Genomic DNA, 12,596 nt, shown 5'->3' with positions numbered 1-12,596 from the left:
CCGTCACAGCTGCGGTCCGCGGCCCTCGCCCCGTCGCCCGACCAGGTGCAGCAGCGTGCCCATCCGGCGGTAGGGATCGGTGCGGCCGAGGCGGGTCTCGAGCGCGATGATCTCCTCGAGCTCGTCGGCGGACTCGGGCACCGGCGTGTCCACGGGGACCGAGTCGGAGAAGGTGCGCACGCCGTACCAGTACTCCACGGCCACCCGGCTGCCGCCGAAGAAGGCGCCCAGCCGCTCGAGGCTGTCGGCGCGCGCCTTCACCCCAAGCTCGTTGTCGTAGAACGGGTCTCGCCGCTCGCGCGCGGCCCGGTCGACCTCGTCGAGCAGAGCGTGCGCTCCGGCGTAGTCCCCTCGCATCGCCGGCCGCCAGGCCATCGCGGCGCTGTTGCGCGCGACCACCGAGAGGATGCCGTCGACGGCCACGCGGCGGCCCAGCGCCCGGATCGCCGGGTTGGGGTCGGGCAGATACATCAGGACGCCGTGGCAGCAGACGACGTCGTAGGTGCCCTCGTCGCTGCCCAGCGCACCGAGCTCGCCGAGGGTGTCCAGGTCCTCCAGCGAGCCCGCGACGAGGTGCACGCGCCGGCGGACAGCCGGGCGTTCCTGCGCGAGCGCGGCCTGGAAGGCCGCCCGCATCTCGGGGTCCGGCTCGACAGCCGTAACGGCGAACCCGGCCCGAGCGAGGTGCAGCGCCTGGGTGCCCTGCCCGGCGCCCACGTCGAGCGCCGTGGTGCCGGCGTCGGCCAGCGGGAGGTGCACCTCGAGCTGGCGCCGGACCACCTCCTGCCGCACCACGTTGCGCAGCAGACCTTCCCGCGTGAGCCAGTGGTCACGCCCTGTCACGAAGCTCGCCATGCGGCCCAGCATGCCAGAGGGTCTGTCGGGGATGGCCGCCGGCGGACGGGTTGCCGGGGGAGAGTGCGGCCGGGGGGAGGGAGGGTCAGCCGGGGAACTCGCCGCGCTTGACCCGGGGACGCGGGACGCGGGTGCGCCGGATCTGGAACGCCCGGACGCCGGCGTACCAGCCGGACCCGCGGGGGAACTCGGCGCCGGGGTGCTTCGCCTGGTAGCGCTTCTTGATCCGGCGGTAGGTGATCGCCATATCGATCATCCCGGCCAGCAGCCAGCCGTAGGTCAGCATGAAGATGGCGCTCATCAGCCAGCTCGACTGGAACCGGCTGAAGAACAACGACATCACCATCGCCACCAGCAGCACGGGCATCGCGAACTCGGCGATGTTCCACCGGGCGTCGACGTAGTCCCGGATGAACTGGCGCTCGGGTCCCCGGTCGCGCGGCATCAGGGCCCACTGCTCGCCCCGCATCATGGCGGCGTTCTGCTTCACCCGCGCCTCGCGGGCGGCGGCGCGGTCACCCTTCGCTGCGGCCTTGCGGTCCTCGGGCACGATCGGGCGCCGGCGAGCGGCCTCCTGGTCGCGGCGCTTGGGCGTGGGGCGGCCCTTGGCGCCCGGCCGTGCGGGCTCGCTCTGCGTCGAGAGCTGCTCCTGCAGCGTCTCGTCCTTCTTCTTCTGACGTCCGAACACGGGCCTAACCCTATCCGCCCTCCGCGCCCGGTCCGTCGCCCGGGCAGCGAACCGGGCCCGATATCGTCGGGGCATGGCCACCACCACGCCCTCCGTAGAACACCTGCGCGCCAGGGTCCGCGAGCTCCTGCCCGCGGTCCAGGCCGACCTCGAGGCCCTGGTCCGGATCCCGAGCGTGTCGCTCGACGCCTTCGACCAGGCCCACGTGGACGCGAGTGCGGCGGCGGTGGCGAGGCTGCTGGAGGCCGAGGGGCTGGCCGTCGAGATCGTCCGCGAGGGCGGGCGCCCGGCCGTCATCGGGCACCGCCCGGGACCGGAGGGCGCGCCGACCGTGACGCTCTACGCGCATCACGACGTGCAGCCGCCGGGCCCGCGCGAGGCGTGGGAGAGCGAACCGTTCGAGCCCACCAGGCGCGGCGACCGGCTCTACGGACGAGGGGCTGCGGATGACAAGGCCGGGGTGATGGCGCACGTGGCGGCGCTGCGGGCGCTCGGTGACGACCTCGCCGTGGGGGTGACGGTCTTCGTCGAGGGCGAGGAGGAGATCGGCTCCCCGTCGCTCGGTGCCATCCTCGAGCGGCACGGAGACCGGCTGGCCGCCGACGCGATCGTGCTGGCGGACTCGGCCAACTGGCGCATCGGCGTGCCCGCGCTCACCACGACGCTGCGGGGGATGGTCCGGCTCACCGTCACCGTGCGCACGCTGGACCACGGGGTGCACAGCGGGCTCTACGGCGGGGCGGTGCCCGACGCGACCACGACCCTGGTGCGGCTGCTCGCGACCCTGCACGACGCCAGCGGCGAGGTCGCCGTCACGGGGCTGCAGTCCGGCGCCACGGCCGCGCTGGACTACGACGAGGACCAGCTGCGCGCCGAGTCGGGGCTGCTGGCGGGGGTGCGTCCGATCGGCACCGGCCGCCTGCTCGAACGGCTCTGGTCCAAGCCCGCCATCACGATCCTCGGCATGGACGTGCCCGACACCGCCACCGCGGCCAACCTGCTCGCGCCGAGTGCCGCCGCCAAGCTCTCGGTGCGCCTGCACCCCGACGAGGACCCGATGGAGGCCTACGAGGCGGTCGCTGCGCACCTGCGCGCGCACGCTCCGTGGGGTGCCGTGGTCGAGGTGCGCCTCGACCACGCGGGGTCCGGCTTCACAGCACCGGCCGACGGGGCTGCGCTCGAGATCGCCCGCGAGGCGTTCACGCAGGCCTACGGTGCGCCGTGCGTGGACATCGGGATGGGCGGGTCGATCCCGTTCGTCAAGGAGTTCGCGGACGCCTTCCCGCAGGCCCAGATCCTGATCACCGGCGTCGAGGACCCCGACACCCGGGCGCACGGCGCGAACGAGTCGCTGCACCTGCCGGACTTCGAGTCGGCCTGTCTCGCCGAGGCCCTGCTGCTGGCTCGGCTGGGGGCCGCCGGCGCGTAGCCCGTCCTCGTGGGGCGGGGGGTCCGCGCCGTCTGCCAGACTGTGAGGCCGACCCGCACCCAGACCTGAGGAGCCAGCGCATGACCGTCCGTCCCGTCGTGATCTACGGGGAGCCCGTCCTGCACCGCCGGGCCGAGGCCGTCACCGTCTTCGACGACGAGCTGCGCGCCCTGGTCGCGGACATGGACGAGACGATGGAGCGCGCCAACGGTGTGGGCCTGGCGGCTCCCCAGATCGGCGTGGGGCTGCGGATCTTCACCTGGGCCATGCGCAACGACGACGGCGTCCCGGCGCGCGGTCACATCATCAACCCGGTCGTGACCACGTCCGGCCGGTCCTCCGGCACGCCCGACCCGGACGAGGACTCCGAGGGCTGCCTGTCGGTCCCCGGTGAGAGCTATCCGCTGGTCCGACCGCTGCAGGCGCACGTCATCGGCTTCGACGTCGACGGCCGCCAGCTGGAGTTCGACGCCACCGGGTGGTTCGCCCGGTGCATGCAGCACGAGTACGACCACCTCAACGGCACCCTCTACGTCGACCGGCTCGAGGGGCGGCAGGCCCGCAAGGCCAAGAAGATGCTGCGCGCCCACGGCTGGACCGTCCCCGGCAACAGCTGGATGCCCGGCGTGGATCGCGACCCGTTCGGCCACGACGACGAGCACGACGAGCACGACGACCACGAGCACGACGTCGCCGCCGAGGGTGGGGCGCCGACTCACCCTGAACCTCAGGTAGACCTCGACACTCCCCGCTAGGCGGTAGACCGTGCGCGTGCTGATCGCCCCCGGCGCCTTCGCGCCGTGGCTGAGCGCCGGTGGGGCCGCCACGCTCATCGCGGACACCTGGACCTCGGTCGCGGGGTGGGACGAGATCACCTGCTGCCCGCTGAGCGACGGTGGGGCCGGCTTCCTCGACGTCGTCGAGCAGGCGCTGCTGGCGGACGGGTTGGACCCGCAGGTGCTGCCTGTGCAGACCGTCGGACCGGACGGCGCGCCGCTGCTCGCGCACGCGCTGCTGGCCCGACCGGACGGTGTGCCGACCGTCTGGCTCGAGGCCGCTCAGGTGGTCGGGCTGCACCTCGTGACCGAGGCGGAGCGTGACCCGGCCGGCACCAGCTCGGCACCCGTCGCCGACCTGCTGCAGGCCGCGGTCGACGCCGGTGCGCGCCGGGTCGTGCTCGCCGTCGGGGGCGTGCTCGCGCACGACGCCGGTCGCGGGATGCTCGAGCGGCTCCTGTCGGATGGGGACGACTCGAGGGATCACCTGGCGGACGACTCGACGCACGCCTCGGCGGACGACTCGGGGGACCGCGCGACCGGATTCTTGCGCCCGCACCCGTCTCACCCTCTCGCTGACGTAGACCTCCTGGTCGCCTGGGACTGGGACGTCACCCTGCTCGGGCTGAGCGGCGTGTCCGCCCAGTTCGCCACCGACAAGGGCGCCACCCCCGAGCAGGCGCAGCAGCTGGAGGCCGACATCGGGGTCTTCGTCGACGCGGTGCGCCAGGCGCTGCCCGAGCCCACCGACCTGCTCTCGGGACGACCGGTGCGGCGCGACAAGGTGCCGGCAGCAGGCGCAGGAGGCGGGTTGGTCTACGGGATGGAGGTGCTGGGGGCCGCGACGGGCGCGCGGGTGCGGTCGGTGTCGGCCGCCGTGCACGTCGCCGAGCTGTGGCACCTGGCGCAGCGCGCCCGAGGCGCGGGCGTCCTCGTGACCGGCGAGGCGGTGCTGGACTGGCAGAGCGTCGCGCACACCGAGGTGGCCACCGCGGCGGCCATCGGGCTGGCCGCCGGCGTGCCCACCGTCGCGGTCTGCGCCCGCAGCGAGCTGGGGCGGCGCGAGACGATGGCGCTCGGGCTGAGCGGCGTGCACCCGCTCGCCCCGGACCGTCGCCGCCTGGGCGAGATCGCCCCCAGCACCCCCGCGGGGACGGACGCGTTCCGTGCGGCGCTGGAGCACCGGGTCACCCGCGTGGCGCGCACCTGGTCGCCACGCGCCTGAGGCCCGGCGCGACGGGCCGCAGACGGGGGCGGTTTGGTCGCGGCCGACCGGCGGGGGAACAATGCAAGGACTCCCACGGTTGTCCACGTACGACTGACAACCGATCCGACCCGCACGGGTCGACCGATACCCCAGCAGCGAAGGAAGACACAGATGAGTCTCCAGGACGACACCCAGACCCGGACCGACGCTGCGGCTGCCGGCCAGGCCGAGGGCACGCACGGTGTCATCGTCACCGACGTCGCCGCCGCCAAGGTCAAGAGCCTGCTCGAGCAGGAGGGTCGTGACGACCTTCGCCTGCGCGTGGGCGTGCAGCCGGGTGGCTGCTCCGGCCTGATCTACCAGCTGTACTTCGACGAGCGCACGCTCGACGGCGACCTGGTGCGCGACTTCGACGGTGTCGAGGTGGTCGTGGACCGGATGAGCGCTCCCTACCTCGAGGGCGCCACCATCGACTTCGCCGACACGATCGAGAAGCAGGGCTTCACCATCGACAACCCCAACGCCGGCTCGTCCTGCGCCTGCGGCGACTCGTTTAGCTGATCCCAGCTCAGCACCCGGCAGCGGCCGGCCCCGACACCCGGGGCCGGCCGCTGCTAGGTTGTGCGCGTGCGTGTCGCCGTCACCGGGTCCATCGCCTCGGACCACCTCATGACCTTCAAGGGCCGCTTCGCCGACTCCCTCGTCGCCGAGCAGCTCGACAAGATCTCGTTGTCCTTCCTCGCCGACGACCTCGACATCCGTCGTGGCGGCTGCGGGCCCAACATCGCGTTCGCGATGGCCCGGCTCGGCATGAAGCCGATCCTCGTGGGGGCGGCCGGCGCCGACTTCGACGACTACCGCTCGTGGCTCGAGCGGCACGGCGTCGACTGCGCGTCCGTGCGCATCTCCGAGACGCTGCACACGGCCCGGTTCGTCGTGACCACCGACACCGCGCTGGCCCAGATCGCGACGTTCTACGCGGGAGCCATGAAGGAGGCCCGGTTCATCGAGCTGGGGCCGGTCGCCGCGCGCGTCGGGCACCTCGACCTCGTGGTCATCGGGCCGAACGACCCGGAGGCGATGATCCGGCACACCGACGAGTGCCGGTCGCGAGGCATCCCCTTCGCGGCCGACCCGTCCCAGCAGCTCGCCTTCATGGACGGCCCCGGCATCCGCAAGCTGATCGACGGCGCCGACTACCTGTTCACCAACGAGTACGAGTCGTACCTCGCCGAGCAGAAGACCGGCTGGAGCGCCGACGACATCGCCGAGCGGGTCCGGGTGCGGGTGATCACCCGCGGCAAGGACGGCGTGGTCGTCGCCGAGCGCGGCCAGGAGCCGGTGCAGGTCGAGGCGGCGCTCACCGACAAGGTCAAGGACCCCACCGGGGTCGGCGACGCGTTCCGCGGCGGCTTCATCACCGGGCTCAGCCTCGGGCTGAGCCACGCCCGCGCCGCCCAGCTGGGCGCGCTGCTCGCCACGCACGTCCTCGAGACCGTCGGCACCCAGGAGTACCGCCTCGGCCAGCAGTCGTTCATCCGCCGGTTCGCCTCGGTCTACGGGGAGGACGCGGCCAAGGACCTGGACGGGCTGCGCATCCGCTGAGACCATGGCCCCCAGCCCGTTCCCGCCGGTAGAGCCCCCGCGCACCCCGTGGCGGCTCACGCTGGGGGCCGAGGTGCCGGGTGAGGACCTGGTCGGGCTGGGAGCGGACCTCGCGCCCGGGACCCTGCTCGAGGGCTATCGGCACGGCCTGTTCGCGATGGAGGTAGACCTCGGCGTCAGCACCGCTCTCGGCTGGTGGTCGCCGGACCCTCGCGGTGTGCTCGAGCTGGGCGACCTGGTCGTGCACCGGTCGTTGCGGTCTGCGGTGCGCCGCTTCGACGTGACCGTCGACCTCGCCTTCGACGCCGTGGTGGCCGCGTGCGCCGACCCGCGCCGCACCGGCAGCTGGATCACGGACGACTACGTCGCCGGCTACCGCGCGCTGCACGACCTCGGCTGGGCGCACAGCGTCGAGGTGTGGTCCGGCGACGCGCTGGTCGGCGGGTTGTTCGGCGTGTTGGTGGGTGGGCTGTTCGCCGGCGAGTCGATGTTCCACCACGCGCGCGACGCCTCGAAGGTGGCGCTCGTCGGGCTGGTGGACGTGCTGAGCGAGGGGTGGGACGGCGGCGTGGGTGGGCAGGGTGTGGCTGGGCAGGGGGCGGACCGGCTGATCGACACCCAGTGGAGCACGCCGCACCTTGCGAGCCTGGGGGTCAGGACCTGCTCACGGGACGACTACCTGCAGCGGCTGGCGGGGCTGGTCGGCGCCCCGTCGCCACCAGTAGGGCCCGCTCGGCTCGACGGGCTCGCGGACCGTGCCGTCCGCACCGGCGACCGGTCGCAGCGGCCGGCGCAGCCGTAGCGTGCGGGAGCCGTCGAAGGCCTCGTAGCCATGGGACGCGCACCAGGCCAGCACCGTGGCGCGGGTGTCGCCGGAGGGGCCTACGAGCTCTACCAGGGTGCCGCGGCGACGCCGGGCCAGCAGCCGCGCCAGTCGCACGACGGCCTCGGCCGGCCGCCAGTCGCGCGCGTCGAGCTGGACGTCGCTGCGCCGCCGCCGTCCTGCCGGGTGCCGCGCGGGATGGCTCACCCGCTCAGCGTACGCGCTCAGTGACGAACGGGCGCTCCTTGGTCGCTGTGTGTCACCACCCCAGCGGCCCTGCGAGCACCCGGATCCACCGCGTGGGACCTTCGATCCGCAGGGCACGTCGTGGACGGACAACGGGGATTCTTCGGGGTAGGGTGATCCACGTCTGATCTACGTCTGAGTTCGTCTCTCAATCGGAAGGTGTATCCGTTGCGCAAGCACGTCGACACTTCCCCTGGTTCACCGCGGTGGAGGGGGCTCGCCATGGCGGGGACCGCCGTCGCGGGAGCCGCCTTGCTGTCGGGTTGCAGCGAGGAGGTGAAGCGGGGCTGGTTGCCCCAGGGCGCGACCGTCGAGACGGGCATGATCGAGTCGCTGTGGATCTGGACTTGGATCTCCGCCCTGTCGGTCGGCGTCCTCGTCTGGGGGCTGACGATCTGGTGCATCATCGCGTACCGCAAGAAGAAGACGGACACGGGCTACCCGCCCCAGCTGCGCTACCACATCCCGTTGGAGATCCTCTACACGGTCGTGCCGATCATGATGGTCGCCACGCTCTTCTACTACACCGCGCGGGACGAGTCGGCGCTGATCGACACGTCCGCCAAGCCGGACGTGACCATCAACGTCGTCGGCAAGCAGTGGAGCTGGGACTTCAACTACGTCAACGCCGACGTCTACGAGTCGGGCACGCAGGGCCAGCTCGACGGCAAGCCGGGTGTCGAGGCCACGCTGCCGACGCTCTACCTGCCGGTCAACAAGCGGGTCGAGTTCGTGCTCACCGCGCGTGACGTCATCCACTCCTTCTGGGTGCCGGCCTTCCAGGAGAAGATGGACATGATCCCGGGCAAGGTCAACGCCTTCCAGGTGACCCCCAACCGCGAGGGCACCTACAAGGGCAAGTGCGCCGAGCTCTGCGGTGCCTACCACTCGATGATGTTGTTCAACGTCAAGATCGTCTCCCAGGCCGAGTTCGACCAGCACATGGCCGACCTGCGCGCCAAGGGGCAGACCGGCCAGCTCAGCAACGAGGACAGCCGCATGCCGATCGAAGAGCCCGCTCAGCTCAAGAAGCTCGAGGCCGACCTGTCGAAGGGGAGCAACTGATGACCAGCACGACGGCGCCGTCCATGCCGAAGATCTCCATGCCGAAGAACTCCAAGGGCACCATCGCCCGCAAGTGGCTGACGTCGACGGACCACAAGGTCCTCGGCAACATGTACTTCATCGCCTCGTTCATCTTCTTCATCATCGCCGGCGTGCTGGCGCTGATGATCCGCCTCGAGCTGTTCGAGCCCGGCCTGCAGGTCGTGGACAACCACGAGCAGTTCAACATGCTGTTCACGATGCACGGCACGATCATGCTGTTCCTCTTCGCGACGCCGCTGTTCGCGGGCTTCGCGAACGCCCTGGTCCCGCTGCAGATCGGCGCCCCCGACGTCGCCTTCCCCCGCCTGAACGCGTTCGCCTTCTGGCTCTACGTCTTCGGTGGCCTCGTGGCGGCGTTCGGCTTCCTCACCCCCAACGGTGCGGCCTCGTTCGGCTGGTTCGCCTACGCGCCGCTGTCGGACAACGTCTACTCGCCGGGTCTCGGCGGTGACCTGTGGGTCGCCGGCATCATCCTCGGTGGTTTCAGCTCGATCTTCGGTGCGGTCAACTTCATCACCACGATCATGTGCATGCGGGCCCCGGGGATGACGATGTTCCGGCTGCCGATCTTCACCTGGACCGCGCTGGTCACCTCGCTGCTGATCCTGCTGGTCTTCCCGGTGCTCGCGGCCGCGCTGTTCGGCCTGCTCGTCGACCGCAAGTTCGGTGCGCACATCTTCGACCCCGCCAACGGTGGACCGATCCTCTACCAGCACCTGTTCTGGTTCTTCGGCCACCCCGAGGTCTACGTCCTCGCGCTGCCGTTCTTCGGCATCGTGAGCGAGGTGCTGCCGGTCTTCTCGCGCAAGCCGCTGTTCGGCTACAAGAGCTTCGTCTTCGCGACCATCTCGATCGCGGCGCTGTCGATGGCCGTCTGGGCGCACCACATGTTCGTGACCGGCCAGGTGCTGCTGCCGTTCTTCTCGATCATGACGATGTTGATCGCGGTCCCGACCGGCGTGAAGTTCTTCAACTGGGTCGGCACCATCTGGGGTGGTCACCTGACGTTCGAGACGGCGATGCTGTTCGCCCTCGGCTTCGTCGTGACCTTCCTCTTCGGTGGCGTCACCGGCATCATGCTCGCGAGCCCGGTGCTGGACTTCCACCTCTCCGACTCGTACTTCATCGTGGCGCACTTCCACTACACCCTGTTCGGCACGGTGGTGTTCGCGATGTTCGCCGGCTACTACTTCTGGTGGCCGAAGTTCACCGGGCACATGCTCGACGAGCGGCTCGGCAAGGTCCACTTCTGGATGCTGTTCTTCGGCTTCCACCTGACCTTCCTGATCCAGCACTGGCTCGGCGTCGAGGGCATGCCCCGCCGCTACGCCGACTACATGCCCGAGGACGGGTTCGAGCTCTACAACCAGATCTCGACCATCGGCTCGATCCTGCTGGGCGTCTCGATGCTGCCGTTCATGTACAACGCGTGGCAGTCGCTGCGGACCCCGCGGGTCCTCGTCGACGACCCGTGGCAGTACGGCCAGTCGCTCGAGTGGGCCACCTCATGCCCGCCGCCGCGGCACAACTTCCTCGAGATCCCGCGGATCCGCTCCGAGCGTCCTGCCTGGGACCTGCACCACCCCGACGCCGACGGCCCCTCGCCGTCCGCCGACCCGGCCACGCTCGAGCGCCTCAAGGGCGACCGGCGCAGCACCGGGGCCACGGCCCACAGCGACGCTCACACGGATGGAGGGCACTGACCCATGAAGACCGGACGCACGATGTTTTTGTGGCTCGGGGTGTTCTTCCTGGTCGTCACCATCATCTACGCGGTGAGCACCCACCTGTGGGCCTCGGGCGGCGCGGAGTTCGCCGGCATCATGGCGCTGCTGCTGTGCTGCTTCATGTGCTGGATGATCGCGTTCTACTTCGGCGCGACCTACAAGCGTCTGCCCGCCACCCCTCCGGAGGACAAGGCGCTCGGTGAGATCCACGAGGCCGAGGGTGAGTACGGCTTCTTCGCGCCGTACTCCTGGTGGCCCATCGGCCTCGCGTTCTCGGCGGCCTGGACGGTTATGGGTCTGATGGTCGGGTGGTGGATGTTCGCCATCGGTGTGGGCATGTCCCTCATCTTCATCATCGGGTGGGTCTTCGAGTTCTTCCACGGTGACTACTCGGTCTGAGCTCGGCTCATCCGGTCAGGTGAAGGTCGTCACGCCCTCGGGCGTGACGACCGTCCTGTGTAGGGACAGGGCATCACGCTCGGTATCCTGGTAGGGCAACGGGGCGCCGTGAGGACACGGCGCGGGGGAGAGCACGGGAGGACACACCAGATGGCACACACGACGGTCACGCGCGGGGGGAGCCTGGCTCTGGCCTGCGCGCTGGTGGGCGGCCTCGCGGCCTGCAGCGCCCAGGACAATCAGACCCTGGCGGTCGCTGCCACCGGGCAGGCACCGTCGGCGACCACCAGCTCGGTGGCGGCCGCTCCCGCGGCCTCCGTCAAAGTCTACCCCGCCGACAAGGCCTCCGGCGTCCTGCCCAGCGCCACCGTGACGGTGCGCGCAGGCGAGGGCACGCTGAAGAGCGTGGCGGTGAAGGAGTCCGACGGCACCCCCGTCCCCGGGACGATCGGTGCGGACGGCTGGCACTCGACCTCGCGGCTGCGCCCCTCAGTCAGCTACACCGTGCGCGCGGAGGCGGTCAACGCCGACGGCGTCGCCACCGCGCAGACCTCGACGTTCAGCACCCTCAAGCCCGAGAGCGTCGCCCAGTACGACATCCTGCCGTCGCAGAGCACGGTGGGCGTGGGCATGCCCGTGTCGATCCAGTTCGCCACCAAGGTGACCACCAAGGAGCAGCGCGCGGCCGTCGAGAAGAACGTCACGGTGACCACCTCACCGGCGACCGAGGGATCGTGGGGGTGGCTGGACAACCGCCAGCTGATGTGGCGGCCCAAGGACTACTGGAAGCCCGGCACGAAGGTCGTCGTCAAGACCAACCTGCACGGCCTGCAGACCGGTGACAGCAAGTGGGTCGGCCGCGACGGCGAGCACACGTTCACGATCGGCGCCAACCAGGTCTCCACGGTCAACATGCGCACCCACGAGATGACCGTCACCCGAGGCGGTCAGGTGCAGCGCGTCATCCCCGTGACCACCGGCAAGGACGGTTTCACGACTCGCTCGGGCACCAAGGTCATCATCGAGAAGGTCGGCAAGATGACCATGGACTCCGCGACGGTGGGGATCCCCAAGGGCAACAAGGAGTATTACAAGCTCGACACGCAGTACAACATGCGGGTGACCTGGACGGGGGAGTTCCTGCACTCCGCGCCATGGTCCGTGGGCGCGCAGGGCCGCGACAACGTCTCGCACGGCTGCACGAACATGTCCGCCGCCAACGCGCGCTGGATGTTCGGCTTCAGCCAGGTCGGGGACGTCGTGAAGTTCACCGGCAGCGACCGGCCGTTCCTGCCGGTCGAGGGCATCGGCGTCTGGCAGTACACCTACGACCAGTGGAAGAAGCAGTCCGCCCTCGCCTAGCCCCAGCCCCAGGCGTGCAGGGCCGCGTTGTCGATCCCGAAGTGGTGCGCGATCTCGTGCACGACGGTGATGGCCACCTCGTCGACCAGCTCCTCGTGGCTGTCCACCATCCGCGTGAGCGGTCCGCGGAACAGCACGATCCGGTCCGGCAGGAAGCCCGCGCCGATCCCGCGCTCGGTGAGCGGGACCCCGTCGTAGACCCCGAGCAGCTCCGGCTCGTCCGCCGGCGGCTCGTCCTCGACCAGGAACACCACGTTGTCCAGCTGGGCGAGCAGCTCCTGCGGCACCTGGTCCAGCGCTGCCGCGACGAGCTCGTCGAACTCGGCAGCGGCGATGGTGATCGGCATGCGCCTACTCTGCCACGGCAGCTGA

General features: G+C 70.7%; 14 protein-coding genes. 11 read left to right on the top strand and 3 right to left on the bottom strand.

The window, feature by feature from the left end; all coding sequences use genetic code 11:
* Positions 1-3: 3 nt before the first annotated feature.
* On the bottom strand, positions 4-855 hold the full coding sequence (locus MM440_RS13125) for a class I SAM-dependent methyltransferase (RefSeq protein WP_241444802.1): 852 nt from the start codon (positions 853-855) through the stop codon (positions 4-6).
* Between the two features lie 85 nt (positions 856-940).
* Complete coding sequence (locus MM440_RS13120; RefSeq protein ID WP_241444801.1) at positions 941-1,543, bottom strand: DUF3043 domain-containing protein; 603 nt, start codon at positions 1,541-1,543, stop codon at positions 941-943.
* A gap of 73 nt (positions 1,544-1,616) precedes the next feature.
* Here MM440_RS13120 and MM440_RS13115 point away from each other — a divergent pair, with 73 nt between their 5' ends.
* The 11 genes from MM440_RS13115 to MM440_RS13065 all read left to right on the top strand — a co-directional run bounded on the left by MM440_RS13115 (position 1,617) and on the right by MM440_RS13065 (position 12,224).
* Positions 1,617-2,972, top strand: coding sequence for a dipeptidase (locus tag MM440_RS13115; protein WP_241444799.1), 1,356 nt, complete (start codon positions 1,617-1,619; stop codon positions 2,970-2,972).
* An 80-nt stretch (positions 2,973-3,052) separates the two neighbouring features.
* Positions 3,053-3,727 carry a peptide deformylase gene (gene def, locus MM440_RS13110; protein WP_241444797.1) on the top strand — a complete coding sequence of 225 codons (675 nt, stop codon included), beginning with the start codon at positions 3,053-3,055 and terminating at the stop codon, positions 3,725-3,727.
* 16 nt (positions 3,728-3,743) lie between these two features.
* Positions 3,744-4,973, top strand: coding sequence for a glycerate kinase (locus MM440_RS13105; protein WP_241444795.1), 1,230 nt, complete (start codon positions 3,744-3,746; stop codon positions 4,971-4,973).
* Positions 4,974-5,126: 153 nt separating this feature from the next.
* The gene (locus MM440_RS13100; protein ID WP_241444793.1) at positions 5,127-5,516 is read left to right on the top strand and encodes a HesB/IscA family protein; all 390 of its coding nucleotides are present in this window, start codon (positions 5,127-5,129) and stop codon (positions 5,514-5,516) included.
* Between the two features lie 66 nt (positions 5,517-5,582).
* Entirely contained in the window at positions 5,583-6,560 is a 978-nt protein-coding gene (locus MM440_RS13095; RefSeq protein ID WP_241444791.1) for a carbohydrate kinase family protein, read from the top strand.
* A 4-nt stretch (positions 6,561-6,564) separates the two neighbouring features.
* Positions 6,565-7,362 (top strand): leucyl/phenylalanyl-tRNA--protein transferase, encoded by a 798-nt coding sequence (gene aat / locus MM440_RS13090; RefSeq protein WP_241444790.1) that lies wholly within the window; start codon positions 6,565-6,567, stop codon positions 7,360-7,362.
* Between the two features lie 30 nt (positions 7,363-7,392).
* Positions 7,393-7,614, top strand: coding sequence for a hypothetical protein (locus tag MM440_RS13085; protein ID WP_241444789.1), 222 nt, complete (start codon positions 7,393-7,395; stop codon positions 7,612-7,614).
* A 237-nt stretch (positions 7,615-7,851) separates the two neighbouring features.
* Positions 7,852-8,694: an aa3-type cytochrome oxidase subunit II gene (ctaC, locus tag MM440_RS13080; RefSeq protein ID WP_241444788.1), complete on the top strand. Its 843-nt coding sequence runs from the start codon at positions 7,852-7,854 to the stop codon at positions 8,692-8,694.
* Positions 8,695-8,717: 23 nt separating this feature from the next.
* Positions 8,718-10,439, top strand: a complete 1,722-nt coding sequence (ctaD, locus tag MM440_RS13075) for an aa3-type cytochrome oxidase subunit I (RefSeq protein WP_241444866.1) — start codon at positions 8,718-8,720, stop codon at positions 10,437-10,439.
* A gap of 3 nt (positions 10,440-10,442) precedes the next feature.
* A complete protein-coding gene (locus tag MM440_RS13070) occupies positions 10,443-10,862 on the top strand; it encodes a cytochrome c oxidase subunit 4 (RefSeq protein WP_241444787.1) in 420 nt (139 codons plus the stop codon).
* A 150-nt stretch (positions 10,863-11,012) separates the two neighbouring features.
* Positions 11,013-12,224 carry a L,D-transpeptidase gene (locus tag MM440_RS13065; RefSeq protein ID WP_241444786.1) on the top strand — a complete coding sequence of 404 codons (1,212 nt, stop codon included), beginning with the start codon at positions 11,013-11,015 and terminating at the stop codon, positions 12,222-12,224.
* Here the strand turns inward: MM440_RS13065 and MM440_RS13060 are convergent.
* Positions 12,221-12,571 (bottom strand): metallopeptidase family protein, encoded by a 351-nt coding sequence (locus tag MM440_RS13060; protein WP_241444785.1) that lies wholly within the window; start codon positions 12,569-12,571, stop codon positions 12,221-12,223. The genes MM440_RS13065 and MM440_RS13060 overlap by 4 nt on opposite strands.
* Between the last annotated feature and the right edge of the window lie 25 nt (positions 12,572-12,596).

This window comes from Arsenicicoccus piscis, from assembly GCF_022568835.1.
Classification (GTDB): domain Bacteria; phylum Actinomycetota; class Actinomycetes; order Actinomycetales; family Dermatophilaceae; genus Arsenicicoccus; species Arsenicicoccus piscis.
Note: the sequence above shows the minus strand (reverse complement) of the source record. Positions and strands in the feature narration are given on the sequence as shown.

Bases quoted from the DNA above. Each gene is read 5' to 3' on its own strand.
- MM440_RS13115 (WP_241444799.1), top strand. From the start codon at position 1,617: ATGGCCACCACCACGCCCTCCGTAGAACACCTGCGCGCCAGGGTCCGC.
- MM440_RS13125 (WP_241444802.1), bottom strand. From the start codon at position 855: ATGGCGAGCTTCGTGACAGGGCGTGACCACTGGCTCACGCGGGAAGGT.
- aat (WP_241444790.1), top strand. From the start codon at position 6,565: ATGGCCCCCAGCCCGTTCCCGCCGGTAGAGCCCCCGCGCACCCCGTGG.
- def (WP_241444797.1), top strand. From the start codon at position 3,053: ATGACCGTCCGTCCCGTCGTGATCTACGGGGAGCCCGTCCTGCACCGC.
- MM440_RS13065 (WP_241444786.1), top strand. From the start codon at position 11,013: ATGGCACACACGACGGTCACGCGCGGGGGGAGCCTGGCTCTGGCCTGC.
- MM440_RS13070 (WP_241444787.1), top strand. From the start codon at position 10,443: ATGAAGACCGGACGCACGATGTTTTTGTGGCTCGGGGTGTTCTTCCTG.
- ctaC (WP_241444788.1), top strand. From the start codon at position 7,852: ATGGCGGGGACCGCCGTCGCGGGAGCCGCCTTGCTGTCGGGTTGCAGC.
- ctaD (WP_241444866.1), top strand. From the start codon at position 8,718: ATGCCGAAGATCTCCATGCCGAAGAACTCCAAGGGCACCATCGCCCGC.
- MM440_RS13100 (WP_241444793.1), top strand. From the start codon at position 5,127: ATGAGTCTCCAGGACGACACCCAGACCCGGACCGACGCTGCGGCTGCC.
- MM440_RS13085 (WP_241444789.1), top strand. From the start codon at position 7,393: ATGGGACGCGCACCAGGCCAGCACCGTGGCGCGGGTGTCGCCGGAGGG.
- MM440_RS13060 (WP_241444785.1), bottom strand. From the start codon at position 12,571: ATGCCGATCACCATCGCCGCTGCCGAGTTCGACGAGCTCGTCGCGGCA.